Genomic DNA, 21752 nt, shown 5'->3' with positions numbered 1-21752 from the left:
ATCTTGTCGAACATGTCCTGATGCGGCAAGGATGACCTTTTTCGTCGTAGGCCTTCGCGACAAAAGAGGGCTGTGGTCGGCGTTTGGAACGCCGGTCACAGCCCTCTTCCATGGGCGGTCGCGAGGTCAGTCGCGCGTCAGCTTGCGGTACGTCACCCGGTGCGGGCGCGCGGCGTCCGCACCGAGGCGCTCGACCTTGTTGGCCTCGTACGACTCGAAGTTGCCCTCGAACCAGTACCAGTTCCCCGGGTTCTCCTCGGTGCCCTCGTAGGCCAGGATGTGCGTGACCACGCGGTCGAGGAACCACCGGTCGTGCGAGACCACGACGGCGCAGCCGGGGTACTCGAGCAGGGCGTTCTCCAGCGAGCCGAGGGTCTCGACGTCGAGGTCGTTGGTGGGCTCGTCGAGGAGCAGCAGGTTGCCGCCCTGCTTGAGCGTCAGGGCGAGGTTGAGGCGGTTGCGCTCACCACCTGAGAGCACGCCGGCAGCCTTCTGCTGGTCCGGACCCTTGAACCCGAACGACGCGACGTAGGCGCGCGACGGGATCTCGACGTTGCCGACCTTGATGAAGTCGAGCCCGTCGGACACGACCTCCCACAGGGTCTTCTTGGGGTCGATGCCGCCACGCGACTGGTCGACGTACGAGATCGAGACCGTCTCGCCGACCTTGAGGTTGCCGCCGTCGAGCGGCTCCAGTCCCACGATCGTCTTGAACAGCGTGGTCTTGCCGACGCCGTTCGGGCCGATGACGCCGACGATGCCGTTGCGCGGCAGCGTGAACGACAGGCCGTCGATGAGCACGCGGCCGTCGAAGCCCTTCTGCAGCTTATCGGCGTCCAGCACCAGCGAGCCCAGGCGCGGGCCGACGGGGATCTGGATCTCCTCGAAGTCGAGCTTCCTGGTGCGGTCCGCCTCCGCCGCCATCTCCTCGTAGCGGGCCAGACGCGCCTTGGACTTGACCTGCCGGCCCTTGGCGTTGGACCGCACCCACTCCAGCTCGTCCTTGAGACGCCGGGAGAGCTTGGCGTCCTTCTTGCCCTGGACCTCGAGGCGCGCCTGCTTCTTCTCGAGGTACGTCGAGTAGTTGCCCTCGTACGGGTAGAGGCGGCCGCGGTCGATCTCGCAGATCCACTCGGCGACGTGGTCGAGGAAGTACCGGTCGTGGGTCACGGCCAGCACGGCGCCGGCGTAGCCGGCGAGGTGCTGCTCGAGCCACAGCACGGACTCGGCGTCGAGGTGGTTGGTGGGCTCGTCCAGGAGCAGCAGGTCGGGCTTCTCCAGGAGCAGCTTGCAGAGCGCGACGCGGCGGCGCTCACCACCGGAGAGCACCGAGACGTCGGCGTCCGGCGGCGGGCAGCGCAGCGCGTCCATCGCCTGCTCGAGCTGGGAGTCGAGGTCCCACGCGTCGGCCGCGTCGATGTCCTCCTGGAGGGTGCCCATCTCGGCCAGCAGCGCGTCGAAGTCGGCGTCGGGCTCAGCCATGAGGGCGGAGATCTCGTCGAACCGCGCCTTCTTGGCCAGGATCTCGCCGACCGCCTCCTGGACGTTGCCCAGGACCGTCTTCTCCTCGTTCAGCGGCGGCTCCTGCAGCAGGATGCCGACGGTGAAACCGGGCGAGAGCCGCGCCTCACCGTTCGACGGCGTGTCCAGCCCCGCCATGATCTTGAGGATCGTGGACTTACCCGCACCGTTCGGCCCGACGACGCCGATCTTCGCGCCGGGCAGGAAGTTCAGCGACACGTCATCGAGGATGACCTTGTCGCCGTGCGCCTTACGCGCTTTATACATGGAGTAGATGTACTCAGCCACTGCCTGTGTTCCACCGTTCACAGTAGGTACTTCGGATGGGGGCGCTCACACGGCGCGGGTGCCAGGGTGTCCGCGCAGGGATTCCCCAGCACCCGCGGACCGCGGAGCACGACTGGCCCAAGCCTACGCGTTCACCAGCTCGGGGGTCCGGACACCTGCCTCCGCACCGTGGTCGCTCTCGTCACGCGGAGCGTCGATCTCGTACGGGTCGGCACTGCCCGGCTGCGCCAAGGCCAGCCCGCCGCCACCGCCCGAGGCGCCCGGAGCGCCGTCGGGCACCGTGTCGTGGTGCACCAGCCGCGAGAACTCCACCTGGCCACGGGTGGCGTCGACGCCGACCGCCGTCGCGTTGATCACCAGCCCGGTCCGCTGCGCGCCGTCGGGGCCCGTCCACTCGTCGACCTCGAGGCGGCCCGTCACCACCACCGGGACGCCCTTGCGCACCGACCTGATCACGTTCAGCGCGGCGGTGCGCCAGGCCTTGACCGTGAACCACAGCGTGGCGCCGTCGGTCCAGTCGCCGTTCTCGTTCAGGTAGCGCCTGGTGCTGGCCACGCGGAACGTGGTCCACTCCAGGTCCTTGGCCGCGTCCTTCGAGACGTGCAGCGCGGGGGTGTTGCCCGCGAAGCCCGACACGGTCACCGTGACGTCGTTCATTTCAGTCCTCCTGGGTTCACGGACCGGCCCCAGCGGCCGGTCCGCACCCAGCATCAGGCGCGAACGGTGCCCAGGTCGGTGAACCGGACAGAACCTGGGGACGAAGCCCCGATCGAGCCGCCTGTGGTCGCGTTCTCTTCCAGGCGGAGCGGTGCGGCGGGTCCGTCGTCCCGCGCACTCTGTGCGAGCTCACGCACCGCGCGGTGCTCGTCGAGCAGCCGCTGGGTGGGCGCACCGAGGGTCTGCTGCAGCACACGTTCGAGCGCCGCTCTGCCCGACGCGACGACGCCCTGCGCCCGCCGCGAGGCCAGGGCGCGCCGCATCTGCATCGCCACGAGGAACACCACGAGCGCGGTCACGGCCGCCGCGACGGCGAGCACACCGAGCACCGTGGTCCAGGTCTCCCCTGCGGGCAGCACCCCCATCGACGCCAGCACGGTGGCCGTCCCGAGCAGCACGGCGACCAGCACCGCCCCGAGCGCGAGCCGGCGGGTGAGGCGCTGCGTCGTCGGACCCCTGGTGTCGAGGGTGACGCCCTGCAGCGCCTTCACCACCGCCGTCGCGACCTCCTGGGCGCTCGCGACGCTCGCGGCGAGCGACCGCTGCCAGCCGTGCTTGAGCGACTCCCCCGAGCCGGTGAGCCAGCGTGACCGGGACAGGGCTATCGAGTCCGGGTCCGGGCTGCGGAACTCCGGCGAGCCGTACCCGTTGCGCACTGCCGCGCCGACCTGCGCGGCGACCGACTCCAGCCCCGCCGCACGCGCCAGCGCGTCCACCTCACGCTCGAGCACCGTGTCGATGTGCCATGGCACCTCGGCCGGCGTCTGGCTCAGCAGGAGGGTCGCCGCGGCGTCGAGCTCGCCCGCCGCCCGCCCCGCCGAGACCGACCGGCGCGCCACCGTCTGCTCCAGGAGCCCGCGCAGGTCGGCGATGCCGATATCCGTCTTGGTCGACGCCGCGACCACCGGGACGTTCTCCAGCCCGTCGTCGCGCAGCAGGCGCTTGACGTCGTTGACCAGGTTGTCCCGCTGCCCCACCGGGACCGTGTCGATCTGGTTGAGCACCACGACCGTCGACGCCTGCATGCCCGACGAGTCGCGCAGGTAGCCCGTGTGCAGGGCGTCGTCGGCGTACTTCTGCGGGTCCACCACCCACACGAGCAGGTCGACCAGCGGCAGCACCTTGTCCACCACCTCCCGGTGCCCCGGAGCGACGGAGTCGTGGTCGGGCAGGTCCAGCAGCACCAGCCCGGAGAGGCTCGCCTCGTCGGCCGCGTCGAGCTCGCTGGACCGCGTGATGCGGCGCTCGCGCTCCACGCTGAGCCAGTCCAGCAGCGTCGCGGCGTCGTCGCTCCACGAGCAGGCGGTGACCTTGGCGGTGGTGGGGCGCTTCACCCCGACGTCCGCGAACGTGAGGCGGGAGATCTTGTTGAACATGCTCGACTTGCCCGACCCGGTGCCGCCTGCGAGCGCCACGACCGTGTGGTCGACGCCGAGCGCGAGCCGTTCACGCACGCCCGCGACGGAGCTGGCGACCTTGCCGAAGACGGCGTCGTCGAGGCGTGCTCCCGCGATCTGCAGCGCTCGTCCGAGGTCCTCGGTCCGTGCGCTCAGTGTCGCGTCATGGCTCGTCATGTCAGCCTCCTGAGCTCGGCCAGCCGCACGCGGAGCGGAGCGGCCGCGTCGTCGGCTAAGGCGGGGACGTCAAGGGCACTCTGGACAGAACGGGCCTCTTCCGCAACCGCTAGCGCTACCTTGTCGGCAAGTTCGCCCTGCAGCTCCTCGATGGCTTCGCTCGCGGTCTCGCCGAGCAGCCGGTCGACGAGCCGTGCGGAGTCGTCGTTCCCGAGCGCTGTGGCCAGCAGGAGGGTCGCGAGGCCGGTGTCGCCGAACGCCTTGCGAGCGCCCGCGGCCCGGGCCGGTGCATCGGGCTCGGTGTTCTCGGTGGCCGCCCCGTCCATGCGTGCGACGAGGTCGCCGGCCAGCCGGGACCACTCGGTGGCTTGCGACTCTCCCCAGGCGCGACGCTCCTTGGCGCGGGCGCCGCCGTCCGGCAGGATCGTCTCTCCGGCGGGTGGCGCGCCGGGCCCGGCGAGGACGGACCGCAGGCTCTCCTCGGTGCGGACGCCTGCCGCGACGAAGGCGCGGGCGGCTGTTGCCTCGACCTCCTCACGCAGGCTGACGAGCGCCGCCTCCCGGTTCCTGCCCGCGCGCTTGGTCGTCCGTGCGATGCCGTCGCGGACCGTGACCCGGGAGATGTGCTTGGTGCCGGCCAGCTCGGCGAACCGCGCGGCGACCGTGCCCTCGCCCGCCGCACCGGACAGCACGGCGGTGCGTGCGGCCAGCTGCTCGTCCGGGACGACCGAGTCCACGACGTTGCGCAGGTCGAAGGCCGTGGTGCCCTGCTCCTCCACCGCGGCGACCAGTCCCATCACCCAGTCGGGGAGCGCACCGAGCGCGCCCTTGAGCGTGCGCAGGATGATCGTGCGCGACCGTTCGGGCCCGGCCATCAGGCCGAGCCAGCGCTGGATGGGTTCCACCAGCTTCGGCTCGAGCAGGCCTTCGTGCGGTCCGACGTCGAGCACGATGAACAGCGGGACGTCCTTCATCCCCCGCTCTTTCATCCGCGAGTTGAGGTCCTTGCGGACCGTCCTCAGGTCGTCCTTCGGCACCCGGTTGAGCACCATCGCGACGCTCGCGCCGCGCTCCTTGGCGCGGTCCAGCGCCTGCCAGGGCAGAGCGTCGCCGTAGCGGGCGGCGGTGGTGACGAACAGCCAGAGGTCGGCGGCTTCGAGCAGCTGGTGGGCGGTGGAGCGGTTCTCGGACAGGAACGAGTCGAGGTCGGGCGCGTCCATCAGCGCGGTGCCGCGCGGCACGCCCTCGTGCTTGACGAGCCGGGCCAGCTCGGTGACGGGGCCGGGCGTGAGCGTGTCGACGTCACGCGGGTGCACGCCCACCACCGGCTCGCGGGTGGTCGGCCGCAGCACCCCGGCGTCGGAGACCTCCTCGCGGAGCAGGCTGTTGAACAGGGTGGACTTGCCGGCTCCTGTGGAGCCCGCCAGCACGACGACGGCGGGGCTGGACAGCTCGGCGAGGCGCGGCAGCAGGTGTTCGTCGAGCTGCGCCAAGAGTCGTTTGCGGGAGGCTTCGGCCTCTTCGGCGCTGTCGATGGGAAGGGGCAGGGTCGCGGCGGCGACGTCGCGACGCAGATCGCGTACGACGTCGTGCACCGTGAAGCCGAGCTGCTCCGCAACGTTCGGGTCCACACCACCCCGACGGCCGAGCACAGCGGAGCGTGTTCCTGGAGTCACGGCTTCATCCTGATAGGTCAAGATCGTTCTGCCAACCCGTGAAGAGTAGTCGGTGTGCGGAATGGCAGGGTTTGTTGTGGTGACAGACCGTGTGACATGGACCAGATCCGGTCCGTCTCGAGGACGGATACCATAGGCCCGCGCCCCGATAGCTCAATGGATAGAGCAACGGCCTTCTAATCCGTAGGTTGCAGGTTCGAGTCCTGCTCGGGGCACTCCGTCGGACGCTGGACCCACACCGCCTGGCATGCGCCTCTGGCCGCGCGCCCTGGTCGACGCACGCCCAGGCCCCTTGTACTTCCCCTGCACCGTGCATATGGTCGTCGCTCACGACTTTCGACGATTGGGATGTCAAAGATGACCAATGATCTCCAGAAGTTGAGTCGCCGCCGTCTGCTCCAGGCCGCCGGAGCAGCCGCGCTCGCCGTGACGTCCGGCGCCACCACCGCAGCGGCAGCAGAACCGAGCACGCGTGGGGCACGTCCGGTACCTCCCGGCAAGATCGGGTTCGGGCTGTACACGGTGCGGACGATGCTGGCCGAGGACCCCGAGGGCACCCTCGCGATGCTCGCCGACGCGGGCTACTCGGAGATCGAGCCGGCGTACGACTACGGCAACCGCACCCCGGCCCAGTTCCGGGCGATCGCGGACGACAACGGGCTCCGCGTCATCGGCAGCCACCACAACCCGAGCGACTTCCGCGGCGGCCAGGCCGAGGTGACCCTCGAGCGGGCAGCGACGCTGGGGCAGAAGTACGTCGGGGTGTCCTACATGGACGGCGAGCAGACCGCCGACGGCTACCGCCGGATGGCCGACGAGATGAATCAGTGGGGCGAGGCGGCGCAGAGCTACGGCCTGCGCTGGTACGCGCACCTTCATGACAACGAGTTCCACGACGACCCGGTCACCGGCGAGCGGCTGTTCGACGTCTGGCTCGCCCGCGCAGACCCACAGCTCGTCTGGTTCGAGCTGGACCTCTACTGGATCCTCCGGGCACGCGTGGACCCGGGCCCGTACCTGGACGCCCACGAGGAGCGGTTCCCGCTCCTGCACCTGAAGGACGGCACGCCGACCGAAGGCATCGAGACCGATCTCGGCGACGGCACGGTCGACTTCCCGGAGATCCTCTCGCACCTGCGGCACCCGGGCGCGCACAGCTTCATCGTCGAGCGCGACGAGCAGCCGCACCCGGTGCGGACCGCGAACGTGTCGTACGACTATCTCCGGAGCCTGCGCTTCACGTCGTTGAAGTAGGCCCGTGACCGTTGCGTGCGGCTCCGGCCGCCGGCGCCGCACGCAACGGCTTCGCTCACCGGCCGAGCCGGCGGTAGGCGCGTGGAGCGGCGTGTCAGAGGCGCGACGTAGCCTTCCCGCATGCCCTCCGGAACCACAGAGATCGCCTCCGACGTCGCACGCCGGCTGCGCCTGCGCACGCAAGGACTGTGGCGGCCCGACGGCGGGACGGGCTCCCCGGAGCCGGCACCCGTCGACGTCGTCCGGCGGATGGTCGCGCTCCAGGGCCAGGACCTGCCCGCCGTGCTGCGGGCGATAGCGATCCGGTCCCGGCCGGGCACCACGGTCGAGGACGTGCGGGCTGCGTTCGACGCCGGCGACCTGGTGCGTGGATGGACCCAGCGCGGCACGCTGTTCGCGACCACGCCGGGCGACCTCGCCGCCCTCGTCTCGCTGACGGCCGAGCGCGTGACCCAGCAGGGCCGGCGCACCCGCGAGGCCGAGGGATTGGACGACGCCCTCGTGGACCGCGTGGAGGCGCTCACCCGGGAGGCGCTCGCGGCGCCCGGCAACGTCAGCGGGATCACCCGGGCAGCGATGCTCGACCTGTGGCAGCAGGCGGGCGTGCCTGTCGAGGGCCAGCGCGGCTACCACCTGATCGTCTCCCTGGCGCTTCGCGGAGTGCTGCACTGGGGCCCGTTCGCCGGAGCGCAACAGCTGATGGTCGCGACGCCGCGCTCCGGCTCCGGGGACGCACCGACCGAGCAACCCGGGGCGGCCCTCCGCCGCATCGCACGGTCGTACTTCACCAGCCGCGGGCCCGCGACCGTCGACGACCTCGCCTGGTGGCTCGGCCTGCCCAAGACGCCCGTGCGGGCCGCGGTGTCCGCGCTGCGCGAGGCGGAACCGGACACTCTTGTCGAGGTGATCGTCGACGGCACGGCGATGCTCGTCGGGCGGGAGCCCGATCCGCGCTGCCTCGGCGGCGGCTCCGCGGCCGGGCTCAGCTCGTGGCTCACGGAGCCCTGCGGCGTCGTGCTCGTGCCCGGGTTCGACGAGATGGTCCTTGGCTACCAGGATCGCGGCCTGATCGCCGACGCCGAGGCCATGCGGACGGTCGTCCCGTTCACCAACGGGATCTTCCGCCCGGCGGTGCTCCTGGACGGACGCCTGATCGGGACCTGGCGCCGCGCACCGAAGCCGGACCAGGCGCCCTTCGAGCTCGTGCCGGGGATCCGCACGCCTGCCCGCACCGCCGTCGACGCGGCGGTGACCGCCTGGCACCTGGGCTGACACCCACGGGGCAGCCAGGTCATTGCTGGCGGCCGTAGGCCCGGACCGCCAGCGGGCAGAACACGACGAAGAGAGCAGCGCACCAGACGAGCGTCATGGCGACGGTGTCGCCGGCCGGCGTGCCGTTGAGGAGCGCCCGGCAGGCGTCCATGACGTGGGTGAGGCTGGAGTCCTGCGAGCCGGATCGGAAGCCGGATCGCGAGCGCCGGCCGGACGGTGACCCGGCCCGGCAGGTACGGCTGGCCGAGCTGGTGCTGACGATGCTGGGCGGTTCGGCCTCGCTGGCCGAGACGGCACCGGGGTTCGGTGACCCGTTCGACCGGGTGCGCGCGTGCGAGCATCTGGCCGGGCTTGATCTCAACGACACCTGGGCGCCGTCCTACCTACCCCACGTCGAGCCTTCCGAGCCGGTGCGGGACGCGTGGACCCCGCCCGGCGGGCTGGTGGACGAGATCGCGGGCGGTGCTGTCGATCTCGGCGCCGATGGGCTGATCACGGTGCTGGGCGCTCACCGGCTGGGCGCCGCCGAGGAAGCGGTCCGTTCGGTCCGGCCCGGTGAGCAGACCACGGTCGTCGTCGTGACGACCGATCCTGCCGAGACCTCGAACCTTGTGCGGCTCCGGGTGAGCGACGTCGCCGGGAGCCTGCGCCGGGTCTTCGGCGCGGGACCGTGGCAGCACGTCCGGCTCGTCATCGACGACGGGGCGCTGGCGGCGTCGGCCATCGGCCTGTCCAAAGCCGGCGACGACGCCCAGGCTGCCGTGCGCGTCCAGGACGGCCTGATCACTGCTCGGGCCTATGGGCTGGGCGCGGCGTACGTCGTCGCGACCGCAGACCCAGATGCGGGCACGACCGGGCGCGCACACGGTCAGGCGTCGCCGTCGGCCCGGGTGAAGTAGGCGGCGCTCTCCGCGTCCGCCGGGTAGTAGGACTCGACGGCCACCTCGGCCAAGGTGATGTCCATCGGGGTGCCGAACGTGGTGATCGTCGAGAACAGCCGTAGCTCTCGGCCGTCGACCCGGATGACCATGGGGATCACGACGTCCGACGCGGGCTCGATCGACTCGTCCGTCTTGTCCTCGGGGCCGGGTGCCAGCAGCTCCTCATAGAGGGTGGTGAGCTCGGCGTCAGGGACTGCCGCGAGCTGGCGCCTGATCCGGGACCGGAACATCGCGCGCACATCGGCCAGGTTGACGACGTACGAGGCGAGGCCGCGCGGGTCCAGCCCCAGCCGCACCAGGTTGACCGGCGGGCGCAGCAGGTCGGGTGCGACGCCCGCGAAGAACGGCTCGACGGCGCGGTTGGTCATCAGGATGTTCCACCGACGGTCGAAGACGAGCGCCGGGTACGGTTCGTGCGCACGGAGCACCCGCCCGACGGCCTCCCGAGCCGCCGCCAGCGCATCGCCGTCGAGCGGCCGCTCGGTGTACCGGGGAGCGAAGCCCGCGGCGAGCAGCAACCGGTTGCGGTCCCGGAGCGGCACGTCGAGCTGGCCCGCGAGCCTGAGCACCATGTCGGCGCTCGGCCTGGACTTGCCGGTCTCGACCAGACTGACGTGCCGAGCAGAGACATCGGCGGCGATCGCGAGATCGAGCTGGCTGAGCCGACGGCGCTGCCGCCACTGCCGAAGCAGCTCCCCCACGGTGTGCATGGCGTCCAGTGTTGCTCAACGCCGAGCCGAACACCATGAACTCCGAGTTCATCGACAGCCACTGCGGCAACGGAAACACTGCCTCCATGACGACAGAGAGCACGACCATCGACAACAAGGGCATCGTCGCCCAGGCGTTCGCCGGCCTGGTCGAGACGGGCGACGTCGCCGCGGTCGAGCGTGTGCTGAGCGACGGCTTCGTTCATCACCGGCCGGACTCGACCTCCTCGACCAAGCACGAATGGCTCGCCTCGGTGCGCGCGTCGCTGGAGAGGATCGCAGGCATGCGAGTCGAGGTCCTGCACGTGCTGGCCGACGGCGAGCACGTGGTGATGCACTCGCGCCGCCGGCTCCCTTCCGGCCCGGAGATCGCGGTAATCGACATCATGCGGTTCGAGGGCGGGCTGATCGCCGAGGCGTGGGAGACCATCGAGCCGACCGCCGAGGCAGCGGGCCACCTGACGTGGTGGGACGGCGCAGGCCCCACGAGATGACCATGCACCTGCTGCCAGGAACCGGCGGTGTCGGCAGCAGGTGCATGGCCATCTCGGGGCCGGCCGCCCGACCGGCCCGCGCTCCGCCCGAAAGCACGTCAAGATGGAACATGCTGCTCGCCGAGGTCGCCGCCACGTCCGACGCCGTCGCCGCCACCCGCTCGCGCCTCGCCAAACGGGCGGCGATCGCCGACCTGCTGCGCCGCGCGGCTGTGCGTGACCAGGCAACAGACGACCCGGCGGCCGGAGACCAGAGCACGACCGGCGACACCACCCGCGAGGAGATCGCGACCGACATCGAGGTCGTCGTCGCCTACCTCGCCGGCGCGCTGCGACAGCGTCGTAGCGGGCTCGGCTGGGCCGCGCTGCGCGACCTCCCGCCGCCCGCGACCGCCGCGACACTCACCGTGCGGGATGTCGACGCGGCCTTCGCCGAGATGGCCGCCCTCGAAGGCACCGGTTCCGCGCAGGCTCGCACGTCCGCGGCCGCCGTGCTCTTCGGCACCGCGACCGAGCGGGAGCAGGCGTTCCTCCGCGGCCTCGTCGCGGGCGAGCTGCGGCAGGGCGCGCTGGACTCGGTGGTCGTCGATGCCGTCGCCGAGGCAGCCGGTACTCCCGCCGACGCCGTCCGCCGCGCCGCCATGATGCGGGGCGCGACCGGCCCGGTGGCGAGCGCCGTACTGCTCGCCGACGACCCGAGCTCCGCGCTCGCGACGTTCACGCTCGAGGTCGGGCGGCCGGTCCGGCCCATGCTCGCCCAGTCCGCACCGGACATCACCGCCGCCTTCGAGAAGCTCGGCTCTCCCGGCGAACCCACCGAGCTGTGCGTCGACGTCAAGCTCGACGGCATCCGCGTCCAGGTGCACCGGCTCGGCGACGATGTGCGTGTCGTCACGCGCTCGCTGGACGACATCACCGAACGCGTACCGGAGATCGTCGAGGCAGTGCAGGCCCTCCCGTCCGACCGGCTGGTGCTCGACGGCGAGGCGCTCGCCGTCGGGCCCGACGGCGTGCCGCGGCCCTTCCAGGAGACCGCCGCGCGGTCAGCGACCCGGGAGGCGACGCCGGAGGCGGAGCTGGCGGCCCAGATCCAGCTCTCCGCGTTCTTCTTCGACGTGCTCCACGCCGACGGGCGCGACCTGGTCGATGCCCCGCTCCGCGAGCGCCTCGCGGTCCTCGACGAGGTCGCGGCGCCGCGGACGGTGCGCCGGCTCCTGACGGCGGACCCGGAGGCCGCCGCCGAGTTCTTCGCGGGCGCGCTGCGCGAGGGCCAGGAGGGTGTGGTGGTGAAGTCGCTCGACGCGCCGTATGCGGCCGGACGGCGAGGGGCCGGCTGGGTCAAGGTCAAGCCGCGCCAGACCCTCGACCTCGTGGTGCTCGCGGTGGAGCGGGGTTCTGGGCGTCGGCAGGGGTGGCTGTCGAACATCCACCTCGGTGCGCGCGATCCCGAGGGCGGCTTCGTGATGCTCGGCAAGACGTTCAAGGGGATGACGGACGCGATGCTGGAGTGGCAGACCGCGCGCTTCACCGGCCTCACGACGGACGACGACGGCTGGGTCGTGACCGTTCGACCCGAGCAGGTCGTGGAGATCGCCTTCGACGGGTTGCAGCGCTCCACCCGCTACCCGGGCGGGCTGGCTCTGCGGTTCGCGCGGGTGCTGCGCTACCGCGACGACAAGAGCGCGGCGGAGGCGGACACGATCGAGGCGGTGCGGGCCCTGGCGAGCTTCTAGCTCACCGCAGACGATTCCGGAACCGCAACAGCGCGGCCATGCCGGCAGATTGTTTTGCGTACCGCGGGATGTCCCTTGGCTAACATCTGACTTTTCCCTAGATTGTGGGCAGCCCACGTCAGGGCCAGCGGCACGCGGGAACCGCCCGGTTCCGATCCGCCCGAGACGAACGAGGGATCACATGACAGACGTCCGACAGGTGCGCAGCTGGTTCGACGGCGCAGCGTTCCGACAGGATCTCCGGGCAGCGTGGCTCGACGCCTCGATCGCACTCCTCATCACCCTGGCTATTTTCGCCTGGCTCACCTGGCGCATCCACGCGGGGACGTCGCCGACGATCGACGTCATACCGACCTTTGCCGGCGGCGCCGGCACCTACTGGATGTACTGGATGTGCCAGGCGTTCGGCTGGTCGGGGCTGCTCTGGGCATGGATCACCGTGCTGCTCGGCCTGGTGCGCTCCAGCCGTCCGCAGCCGTGGCTCCGGCTGACGCCCGCGACCGTCGAGAGGCTGCACCGCACCACCAGCCTGACGACGATCGTGCTGATGTTCGCGCACGCGTTCTGGTTCTTCGCCGAGGAGGTGCGTGGCAACGCGGAAGGGCTGGGCCCCGTCGGCCGGGTCTGGTCCGCCTTCCTGAACGTGTTCGTCCCCGGCGTCTACCCCAGCGGCACCGGCGTCATCGCGATCCTCATCGGCCTGCTGGCCCTCTACCTGTCGATCCCGCTGGGCCTGGCCTACTACGCACGACGGCGGATCGGTGCCCGGACCTGGCGGGTCCTGCACGCCTCGATCATCGTCGTCTACGTGCTGAGCGTCTGGCACACGCTCCTGTACGGCACGAACGTCTGGTTCGACGGGTGGTTCCGCACCACGATGTGGCTGCTGCAGCTACCCATCGCCGCATTGCTGCTGGTCAGGCTTCTCGCACCGGCATACCGGCCGGGTCGCGGCACCCTGGACACCGCAGGCCGCTGGGTCGCCCGCACCGCCGTGGCGGCCACGGTCGTCGTCCTGCTGGCCGTCGCGGGCTCGGGGCGGGACGGCGGCCGTACTCCCGGCGTCGACGGCGCGCCGCTCAACGTCACCACCGGCATGGTGTGGACGGGCCTGGTCGCGTTCGTCCTCGTCGTCGGCGTCGCGGTGGTTCGCGCGCATCGCGCCGCCGCACGGCAGCGCGCCGTGGTGCGCGCGTCGGCCGACGGCCGCTGAGCCCCCTGCCCTGGTGACTGCCGACCGTCCTGCTCGACGCACATTTCATCCTGGACAAACCTCGACAGACAAACACATATCCGGCATGGTTTGGGCGGAACCAGCGACCTGTACCCGACCCGGACGGGCACACGATGAGCTCGACAACGATCGACGGTATCGCCGGCACCAGCGATGCCGGCACCGGCGACGCCGCCAGCGGTGATACCGCCCACCGCCCCCTGAAGCTCGACGACCCTGCGACGGTCCCGGCCGTCGCAGGGCTCATCGCGTCGCACGACGCGGGTGCCGTCCACGCACGGCTCCGCGAGGAGTGGGGAGACATCGCCCCCGTCGAGCTGGAGCCCGGTGCCCGCGCCTGGCTCGTGACGGAGTACCGGACCATCGTCGCGATGGCCCGCGACCAGTTCCCTCTCACGACGACGACCGGGGCCTGGAACGGCCATGAACGCGAGGCGCCGTCCGCGCACTCGCCCCTGCTCCGACCGCTGGCGCCGACCGGCCGACCGACGGTGGAGCAGACGGACGGGAGCACGCACGGCCGGCTCCGCACCCCGCTCGACGAGGTGCTCGGCGTGGTCGACGACGCAGAGGTCGCCACGACCACGCGCGAGAGGTGCGAGGAGCTCATCGACCGGTTCGCCGCGACCGGTGTGGCCGACCTGGTGCGCGAGTACGTGGCACCGATGCCGCACCTGGCGCTCGGCACGCTCCTCGGGTTCGATGCCGGGACCGCGCAGCAGGTGTTCGAGGCCGCCGCACGCGGGGCGGCGGAACGGGACGCCGCGTCTGCCGTGCACGAGGTGAGCTTCCTGCTCTCCGGGCAGACGACGGCCCGCCGGCCGGACGGCACGCCCACCCCCGCCGGCAGGCTCGCACGGCACGCCTCCTACGAGAGCACCGCGGAGGCGGCGCTCGGCCTCCTGTCGCTCACGGCGACCGCGACCCTCGGCCTACAGGCCTGGCTGGCACAGACGCTCTACCTCTCCCTGACGGACGAGCGGTTCGCCAGGCGGCTCGCGGGCGGGCGGCTCGGGACCGACGAAGCGCTCGACGAGGTGCTGTGGACCGCGTCGCCGGTGAGCACGCTGGCGCCGCGGATCGCCGCCGAGGACTTCCTGCTCGACGGCAAGCTCGTGCAGCGCGGGGACGCGATGCTGCTCGCTGTCGGTGCGGTCGGCTCGGACCCGAGCATCCGCGGCGACGACCCGTGGGACGGGTCAGGCAGCCGGGCTCACCTCACGTTCGGGGTGGGCACCCACGCGTGCCCTGCGCCGCACCTCGCCCGGCTGATCGTCCGGACGGCGGCCGAGACGCTGCACCGCCGCCTCACACCCACGCTCGCGTTGCCGGCGGACGAGCTCCGGTGGGTACCTGACTTCCGTTTTCGTCTGCTGGAGACACTTCCGGTCGTCTTCCGCCCCGAGCAGCACTCCCCGCCGTTCGTTCCGTGAACCCCGCGGACCCCGACCCGCCACCGATCGCACGAGAAAGGACATCGTGAGCCGTACCACGCGAGCCTCCAGGGTGCTCAACACCGTCTTCGCCCCCGTCGTCAGGGGGCGCGACGACCCCGCGAACGCCTGGGCGAAGACCGTCGCCCAGGTCGAGAGAGAAGCAGGAACGCAGGACCGGAAGTTCGCCGACGGCCTCGGCGTGGTGTTCGCGAGCATCGCCGCCGAACCTCGTCTGACACCTCTGGGCTGGACCTTCGTGCTCGGCTCGATCAAGGACCGGTACGCCAACCGGCTGCGCATCAACAGCTTGCTGGCCGAGCACCCCGAGATCGCCGACGAGCCCATCACCGACCCGGTGTTCGTGCTCGGGCTGCCGCGCACGGCGACGACGCTCACCCACCGGGTGCTCGCTGCGTCCCCGGCCCATCGAGGCCCGCTCATGTGGGAGATGTCCCACACCGGCCTCGAGGACCCCGCCGTCGCCGCGCGCGAGATCAAGAAGTTCGACCAGGGCAGCCAGCTCGTCACCGGCCTGTTCGCGCCAGAGCTGAAGCACATGCACCCGAGCCGTGCCGAGCAGCCAGAGGAGTCGATGATGCTCCTTCCCCACGGCACCTACTGGGCGCTGCTGCACGGGTCAGCTCCCGCCTACCGTGGCTGGTACGCGCGTCGCAGCGCGACGGACCTGGCCGGCGACTACGCGTACCTGAAGCAGGGCCTGCAGGTGCTGCAGCACGGACGCGAGCGCAAGCGCTGGATCGTCAAGTACCCCGGGCACCTGAAGGACATGGCGGCGATCAAGGAGGTGTTCCCGGACGCCACCTTCGTGTGGACGCACCGCGACCCGGCCACCGTCCTCGGCTCGACGTGCAGTCTCGTGGAGACGATGTGGGCGATGTACCAGAAGGACCCGGACCCGCTGGAGGTCGGGCAGCTCGTGCTCGACACCATGGTCACCTGGGTGAACAGCGCGCTGGAGTCGCGGCTCAGCCTGCCGCCGTCGGCCATCGTGGACGTGCCGTACCACACGCTGAGCGCCGACCCGCATGCGGAGGTGCCACGGCTGTACTCGGCGATCGGGGCGACGTGGACGGCGAGCGACGAGGCGCAGCTCGACCAGGTGCTCGCCCGGCCGGCAGGGACGCGGCCGCACCAGTACGACACGACGCGCTACGGGCTGCAGCCGGATCAGATCGAGGAGGCGTTCGCGGCCTACCTGCGCCTGCTGAGCACCTTCGACGTGCTGGACGCGAGGCCGAAGGCGGAGATGTGACGATCGCCGTCGCCGGTACGCCGAGTCCGGGGGCAGCGTGCCCCGCCGGAGAGCCGGCGCGTGGTGAGCCGCGGCCGGTTCACCGGAAGGCGGTCGGCGAAGCGTCCCGCAGCAGCCGCGCGTACGGGTGCTGCGGGTCGTCGAGGACGGTCGCCGCCGGGCCGGACGCGACGATGCGACCCTCCTGCAGCACCGCGAGGTCGTCGCTCATGTGCAGCGCCACCCCGAGGTCGTGGGTGATGAGGAGGTAGGCGAGGTTCCGCTCGCGCTGGAGCCGGTCGAGCAGATCGAGCACCTGTGCCTGGACCGACACGTCGAGCGCCGAGACGGGCTCGTCGAGGATCAGCACCCGGGGGTCGGCCGCGAGCGCCCGCGCGACCGAGACGCGCTGGCGCTGCCCGCCGGAGAGGTGCAGCGGCCGGCGGGTGGCAAGGGACGGGTCGAGACCGACGGTGTCCAGCAGCTCCGCGATCTCGGCGCGTACCGGTCCCGGCCGGACCGTCCGGCCATGGGTGAGGGCGTCCGCGAGGACGGCGCCGACGGTCCAGCGTGGGTCGAACGAGCTGAGCGCGTCCTGGAACACCGCGCTGACGAGCGACCGGCGCGGGCGTCGCCGGGCCTCCGGGAGCTGGCTCCACGGCTGGCCGAGGAGGGTGACCTCGCCGGCGTCGGGCCGTTCGAGCCCGAGGAGGAGCCGGGCGGTGGTGGACTTGCCCGAGCCGGACTCGCCGACCAGGCCGAGGGTCTGCCCCGCACGGAGGGAGAACGACACGTCGGCAGCGGCCACGATCTCGCGCCCCGCGACATGAAAGCTCCGCGCCAGCCCCGATGCCTCCAGGAGCACGTCGCCGAACGTAGGCCTGGTCGCCTCATGAGCGGTCATGCCGCTACTGCCCCTACGTTCGACGGCGGCCGGGGTGGGGGTTGGGGTCGGGGCCGGGGTGGGGGTTGGGGTCGACAGGGGGGTGCCGCGGGGGTGGCCCGCCGGGACGGCGGCCACGAGCTTGCGCGTGTACGGGTGCCGTGGGCGCTCGAACACCTCGGCAGGGGTCCCTTCCTCGACCACGACGCCATCGGTCATGACGAGCACCCGGTCGGCGATGCCGCGCACGACCGACAGGTCGTGGCTGATGAGCAGCACGCCGGTGCCGTCGTCGCGCAGCTGTCCCAGCAGCCGGAGCACTCCCGCCTGGACCGGCTGGTCGAGGGCCGTGGTCGGCTCGTCGGCGATGACGAGCTCTGGTTCGCCCGCGATGCCGGACGCGATGAGGGCCCGCTGGCGTTGCCCGCCGGAGAGCTGGCCGGGGCGCTGGCGCGCGCGCAGCGCGGCGTCCGGCAGGCCTACCCGGTCGAGGAGCTCGAGCGTGCGGGCGTGCCGCCCGGCGGCGTCGAGGTTCGTGTGCAGGGCGAGCGTGTCCCCGATCTCCCGGCCGACGGGGCGCAGCGGGTCCAGGGAGACGAGCGCGTCCTGCGCGATCAGGCCGACGGTGCCGCCGCGCAGCCTGCGCAGGGGGCGTCCGGACAGCGCCAGCACGTCCTGCCCGGCGACGGTCAGCTCAGCGGCCGAGACCCGGGCGCCCTCCCCCGCGAGGCCGACGATGCTGCGCGCGGTGACGCTCTTGCCCGAGCCGGACTCGCCGACGATCGCCACGCACTCGCCGGCCGCCACGTGGAAGCTGACGCCGTCGACGACACGCCGCTCGCCACGGCGCCCCGCCCCGCGACGCTCGGGGAACGTGACGACCAGGTCCCGGACGTTCAGCACGGGCGCCGGCGCGGGCCCTGTCGGGTCCAGCCCTGTCGACTCCGGCCCCGTCGGCTCCGGCCCTCTCGCTTCCGGCCCCGTCATACCGCGCTCCTGTTCCGCTTCTGGATGCCGCGCCCGACGACGGTCGCAGCGGCGGCGCTGGCGACGATCGCGAGGCCGGGGAAGAACGTCATCCACCAGAAGTTCGCGATGTAGGTCCGGCCGGCCGCGAGCATCGCTCCCCACTCCGCGGCGGGCGGTACGGCGCCCAGGCCGAGGTAGCTCAGGGACGACACCCAGATGATCGCCTGCCCGAGCCCGAGGGTCGCGAGCACGAACAGCGCGGCTGTCACGTTCGGCAGGATGTGGCGGGCCACGATCCACAGGCGGCCGCGCCCCAGGACGCGCGCGGCCTCGACGAACTCGGCGGACGCCGCCCGGCGCACCTGGGACCGGATGATGCGCGCGTATCCGGGCGCGGTGGCCAGGCCGACGGCGATGGTCGAGCTCAGCACGCCCGGCCCCGTGACGACGATGAAGAGCAGCGCGAGCAGCAGGCCAGGGAAGGCGAAGAGCACCTCGACCACCCGGGTGGTGCCGAAGTCGAGCCAGCGCGGGCCGAGGCCCGCGACGAAGCCGAGGACAATCGCGAGGCCGATGCCGATCGCCGTCGCCAGGACGCCGATCAGGAGCGACTCGGACGCGCCGTGGACCACGCGGGTGTAGATGTCGCGGCCGGACTCGTCCGTCCCGAACAGGTGCGCGGGCGACGGGCCCTTGAAGGCATCGGCGGGCGCGGTGGCGAGCGGGTCCCCAGGGGCCAGCAGGTTCGGCCAGAGCGCAGCGACGAGGAGGAGCACCAGGACCACGCCGGCGAGCGCCTCACCGACGGTCGGCCGGAACGCGGGGGCGCCGACGACGGCGGAGCGCGGGCCGCTCATTGCGTCACCGCCCGTGTGCGCGGGTCGATGGCCCGGTCGGCGAGGTCGGTCAGCAGCGTCATGACCGTGTAGGCGAGCGCGACCACGAGCACGATGCCGGTGACCAGGGTGACATCACGCAGCTGGACCGCCGACAAGAGGCTGCGGCCGAGGCCCTGGCGGGCGAAGACCGCCTCGACGACGACCGCACCGCTGATCAGCGACCCGAACGCCCAGCCGGAGAGGCCGACGGCGGGGATCGCCGCGTGCCGGAGCGTGTGCCGCCAGAAGATGCGGACCTCGCTCTCGCCGCGGGCGCGCGCGGTGGTGACGAACGGCGACTCCATGGCGGTCAGGAGGGACTCGCGCATGACCTGGCCGAGGAACCCGGCCAGCGGGATAGCGAGGGTGAGCGCAGGTAGCACGATGCCGAGCGGGCCCGGCACGCTGACCGGGGGCAGGACGCCGAGAGTGAGGCTGAAGAACAGGATCAGGACGGTCGCGAGCCAGAAGTGCGGCACGGCGGCCGCCACCAGCTCGAGCCCTGAGCCGATGGCCCAGGCGACCCGCCCGCCCCGCACGCTCCAGGCGGCCAGGGCGCACGCGAGCGCCCAGGCGAGCGCGAGGGAGCACAGGGCGAGGGTGAGCGTGGCCCCGAACTGCTCGCCGATCGCCGTCGCCACCGGTTCGTGCAGCGAGTACGACTGCCCGAGGTCGCCGGTCAGCAGCCGCCCGAGGTAGGTGAGGTACTGCACCACGAGCGGCTGGTCGAGGCCGTACTCGCGGCGGACCTGCTCCAGCGCCTCGGGACCCGCCTGCGAGCCGGGGCCCCCGAGGATCGCCTGGGCCGGGTCGCCGGGGACGAGCCGCAGCGCGAAGAACGTGATGGTCGCGGCGGCCCACAGCACGAACACCACGCCGCCCGCGCGCAGCAGCAGCCAGCGCCGGTTGCCCGGCGCCGGCCTCCTGCGGGCCCCCGTGGTGGGGACGGGAAGGGTCAAGAGGCCAGCCAGGCCTCGGCGAACGTCGGCGTCGACACCGTCGGCATCGCCCGCAGACCCTGCACGGTCGACGAGTACAGGAAGTGGTTCTGCTGGTCGTACAGGGGCAGGATGTAGTACCCCTCGAGGATGACCCGCTGGGCCTGCTCGTACAGGCTCTCGCGGTCGTCGGGGTTGCTCGTCGTGGAGGCCCGGGTGAGCAGGTCGTCGACCGCTGGGTCGTCCACCTGAGCGAGGTTTGCGAAGTAGCCGCTCGGCGCCGGCTCGATGCTGGCCGAGTGGTACAGGATCCGCAGCACGTCCGGGCCGACCTTCGTGTACGGGGCGCTCACGAGGTCGTAGTCGTTCTCGGCGAGCGCGCCGTACCAGCTCGACAGGTCGAGCGGGTGGAGCTTGATCTCGAAGCCCGCCGTCTTGGCGTCCGCCTGGATCTGCTCGAACAGGGACTGCTCGGCCGGGATGGACTGGTTGGTGCTCACCGGGAAGTCGAGGGTGAGGCGCTCGCCGTCCTTGACGCGGTAGCCCTCGGCGTCGCGCTCGGCCCAGCCTGCCTCGTCCAGCAGGCTCGCGGCGGCGTCGGTGTCGACGGTGAAGAGCTCGGGCAGGCTCAGCCCCAGCGGCTCGACGCTGGACAGCGGCGAGTACGAGCGCTCGGCGGTCCCGAAGAACAGGCCTTCGATGCCCTCGTCCACGTTCACCGAGCGGATGAACGCCTCGCGGACGCGCTCGTCGTCGAACGGTGCCTTGCTCGAGTTGAGCTCGATCCGGTTGGCGGCGCCGGGGCGGGGTGCGTCCAGCTCCTCGATCGCCTCGTCGGGTTCGGCCGACTGGATGGTGTCGGGCTGCGCGTTGTCGATGACCTGCACCTCACCGGACTGGAGCGCGGCGTAGCGGCTCGCGGAGTCGGGGATGAAGCGCCACACGATCGAGTCGAGGTACGGGAGGTTGGTGCCCTCGGCGTCGGCGGGCGGAGACGTGTAGTCCTCGTTCCGGACGAGCGTCACCGAGTCCTGGCGCTCCCACCCGTCGACGACGAACGGGCCGGTGCCGACCGGTGCCGCGCAGTTCTCGTCCTGGCTGCGCTCCAGGGCCTTCGGCGACTCCATGGCCACCCAGACCTGCGAGAGCGACTCCAGCAGCGCACTGTCGGGAGCGCTCAGCTCCAGGCGGACCGTGTGGTCGTCGACGGCCACGACGTCCTCGACCTTCGCCAGCGCGAGATAACCGGTGGACGACGCCGTCGCGGGGTCCTGCACGTGCGCGATGTTGGCGGCGACCGCCTCGGCGTCGAACGGCGTGCCGTCGGTGAACGTCACGTCCTCGCGGAGGGTGAACTCCCACGCCATCCCGTCGTCGCTCTCCTGCCACTCGGTGGCGAGCCAGGGGATGACCTCGCCGTCCTCGTCCAGCGAGACGAGCGACTCGAGGTACTGGGTCGCGATGAGCGCCTGCGGGTAGTTGCCGCCGACGTGCGGGTCGAGGCACGAGGGTTCGGCGTCGCCGGAGGCGTAGGTGAGCGTTCCCCCGGTGACGGGTTCGCCGGTCGGCTCGCTGGTCGACCCGCCACCGGGAGAACAGGCGGTGACCAGGAGTACGACGGCGGCCGCTAAGACGACGGCAGCACGCGAGCGGGAGAACCGGCGCGAAGGCATGGCGATGTGCATCCTGTCTGGAGGTGATCCGAACGACTCCGTTCATGCTCCCAAACCGCAGGCCCGGCCGGTCGTATTCCGTCCGCCGACGCACAGTGGCACGCGCCACACCCCCCGGCCGAGTGCAGACTTCGTAGCACCCCGAGCAGGCGACTGCAGACATGGTTGCGGTTTGACGGCCGCTACCCGCAACAATCTCTGCAGTCGCTGAACTCGGGCGCGACCAAGTCTGCACTCGGCAGCCGAGCAGCCCCGGGCGGCCCGCAGGCCAGCGCCAGCCGCGCCCCGACCCAGCCGTCGCGGCCGCGA

The 21752-nt window shown here is 71.8% G+C and carries 18 protein-coding genes and 1 tRNA gene; 9 read left to right on the top strand and 10 right to left on the bottom strand.

Annotated features, from left to right (window positions below):
* Positions 1–126: 126 nt before the first annotated feature.
* From ettA to APR04_RS11090, 4 genes are all read right to left on the bottom strand, one after another.
* Positions 127–1809, bottom strand: coding sequence for an energy-dependent translational throttle protein EttA (gene ettA / locus APR04_RS11105; RefSeq protein ID WP_253870160.1), 1683 nt, complete (start codon positions 1807–1809; stop codon positions 127–129).
* Positions 1810–1932: 123 nt separating this feature from the next.
* Complete coding sequence (locus APR04_RS11100; protein ID WP_253870157.1) at positions 1933–2466, bottom strand: single-stranded DNA-binding protein; 534 nt, start codon at positions 2464–2466, stop codon at positions 1933–1935.
* 53 nt (positions 2467–2519) lie between these two features.
* Positions 2520–4100 (bottom strand): GTP-binding protein, encoded by a 1581-nt coding sequence (locus APR04_RS11095; RefSeq protein WP_253870154.1) that lies wholly within the window; start codon positions 4098–4100, stop codon positions 2520–2522.
* Entirely contained in the window at positions 4097–5776 is a 1680-nt protein-coding gene (locus APR04_RS11090; protein WP_253870152.1) for a GTPase, read from the bottom strand. The genes APR04_RS11095 and APR04_RS11090 overlap by 4 nt, the downstream gene beginning before the upstream one ends.
* A gap of 142 nt (positions 5777–5918) precedes the next feature.
* Between APR04_RS11090 and APR04_RS11085 the strand changes: the two genes are divergently transcribed.
* The 3 genes from APR04_RS11085 (at position 5919) to APR04_RS11075 (ending at position 8302) form a co-directional block, all read left to right on the top strand.
* Positions 5919–5991 (top strand) — tRNA-Arg (locus tag APR04_RS11085).
* A 142-nt stretch (positions 5992–6133) separates the two neighbouring features.
* The gene (locus APR04_RS11080; RefSeq protein ID WP_253870150.1) at positions 6134–7030 is read left to right on the top strand and encodes a sugar phosphate isomerase/epimerase family protein; all 897 of its coding nucleotides are present in this window, start codon (positions 6134–6136) and stop codon (positions 7028–7030) included.
* A 120-nt stretch (positions 7031–7150) separates the two neighbouring features.
* Positions 7151–8302 (top strand): winged helix DNA-binding domain-containing protein, encoded by a 1152-nt coding sequence (locus tag APR04_RS11075; RefSeq protein WP_253870148.1) that lies wholly within the window; start codon positions 7151–7153, stop codon positions 8300–8302.
* A gap of 19 nt (positions 8303–8321) precedes the next feature.
* Here the strand turns inward: APR04_RS11075 and APR04_RS30480 are convergent, their stop codons facing one another.
* Positions 8322–8453 carry a hypothetical protein gene (locus tag APR04_RS30480; protein WP_301312355.1) on the bottom strand — a complete coding sequence of 44 codons (132 nt, stop codon included), beginning with the start codon at positions 8451–8453 and terminating at the stop codon, positions 8322–8324.
* Between APR04_RS30480 and APR04_RS11070 the strand changes: the two genes are divergently transcribed.
* Positions 8452–9201, top strand: a complete 750-nt coding sequence (locus APR04_RS11070; RefSeq protein WP_253870145.1) for a hypothetical protein — start codon at positions 8452–8454, stop codon at positions 9199–9201. The two genes, APR04_RS30480 and APR04_RS11070, sit on opposite strands and share 2 nt — an antisense overlap.
* Here APR04_RS11070 and APR04_RS11065 read toward each other — a convergent pair.
* The gene (locus tag APR04_RS11065; RefSeq protein ID WP_253870142.1) at positions 9171–9953 is read right to left on the bottom strand and encodes an MmyB family transcriptional regulator; all 783 of its coding nucleotides are present in this window, start codon (positions 9951–9953) and stop codon (positions 9171–9173) included. The two genes, APR04_RS11070 and APR04_RS11065, sit on opposite strands and share 31 nt — an antisense overlap.
* Positions 9954–10039: 86 nt before the next feature.
* Here APR04_RS11065 and APR04_RS11060 point away from each other — a divergent pair, with 86 nt between their 5' ends.
* The 5 genes from APR04_RS11060 to APR04_RS11040 all read left to right on the top strand — a co-directional run bounded on the left by APR04_RS11060 (position 10040) and on the right by APR04_RS11040 (position 16123).
* Positions 10040–10447: a nuclear transport factor 2 family protein gene (locus tag APR04_RS11060; RefSeq protein WP_253870139.1), complete on the top strand. Its 408-nt coding sequence runs from the start codon at positions 10040–10042 to the stop codon at positions 10445–10447.
* A 110-nt stretch (positions 10448–10557) separates the two neighbouring features.
* The gene (locus APR04_RS11055; protein ID WP_253870136.1) at positions 10558–12180 is read left to right on the top strand and encodes an ATP-dependent DNA ligase; all 1623 of its coding nucleotides are present in this window, start codon (positions 10558–10560) and stop codon (positions 12178–12180) included.
* Positions 12181–12361: 181 nt separating this feature from the next.
* The gene (locus APR04_RS11050) at positions 12362–13393 is read left to right on the top strand and encodes a ferric reductase-like transmembrane domain-containing protein (protein ID WP_253870133.1); all 1032 of its coding nucleotides are present in this window, start codon (positions 12362–12364) and stop codon (positions 13391–13393) included.
* Between the two features lie 134 nt (positions 13394–13527).
* Positions 13528–14847, top strand: coding sequence for a cytochrome P450 family protein (locus APR04_RS11045; protein ID WP_253870131.1), 1320 nt, complete (start codon positions 13528–13530; stop codon positions 14845–14847).
* 46 nt (positions 14848–14893) lie between these two features.
* On the top strand, positions 14894–16123 hold the full coding sequence (locus APR04_RS11040) for a sulfotransferase family protein (RefSeq protein ID WP_253870129.1): 1230 nt from the start codon (positions 14894–14896) through the stop codon (positions 16121–16123).
* A 79-nt stretch (positions 16124–16202) separates the two neighbouring features.
* Here APR04_RS11040 and APR04_RS11035 read toward each other — a convergent pair whose 3' ends face one another.
* Genes APR04_RS11035 through APR04_RS11020 form a run of 4 tightly spaced genes read right to left on the bottom strand, consistent with a single transcriptional unit; the run spans position 16203 to position 21443 of the window.
* Positions 16203–17972, bottom strand: coding sequence for a dipeptide ABC transporter ATP-binding protein (locus APR04_RS11035; protein WP_253870126.1), 1770 nt, complete (start codon positions 17970–17972; stop codon positions 16203–16205).
* Positions 17969–18811 carry an ABC transporter permease gene (locus APR04_RS11030; protein ID WP_253870123.1) on the bottom strand — a complete coding sequence of 281 codons (843 nt, stop codon included), beginning with the start codon at positions 18809–18811 and terminating at the stop codon, positions 17969–17971. The genes APR04_RS11035 and APR04_RS11030 overlap by 4 nt, the downstream gene beginning before the upstream one ends.
* Positions 18808–19791: an ABC transporter permease gene (locus tag APR04_RS11025; RefSeq protein WP_253870120.1), complete on the bottom strand. Its 984-nt coding sequence runs from the start codon at positions 19789–19791 to the stop codon at positions 18808–18810. Before APR04_RS11025 ends, APR04_RS11030 begins: the two co-directional genes overlap by 4 nt.
* The gene (locus tag APR04_RS11020) at positions 19788–21443 is read right to left on the bottom strand and encodes an ABC transporter substrate-binding protein (RefSeq protein WP_253870117.1); all 1656 of its coding nucleotides are present in this window, start codon (positions 21441–21443) and stop codon (positions 19788–19790) included. Before APR04_RS11020 ends, APR04_RS11025 begins: the two co-directional genes overlap by 4 nt.
* Positions 21444–21752 lie beyond the last annotated feature (309 nt).

The sequence above is a fragment of the Promicromonospora umidemergens genome, assembly GCF_024171995.1.
GTDB classification, from domain to species: domain Bacteria; phylum Actinomycetota; class Actinomycetes; order Actinomycetales; family Cellulomonadaceae; genus Promicromonospora; species Promicromonospora umidemergens.
This window is presented reverse-complemented; position numbering and strand designations above follow the sequence as displayed.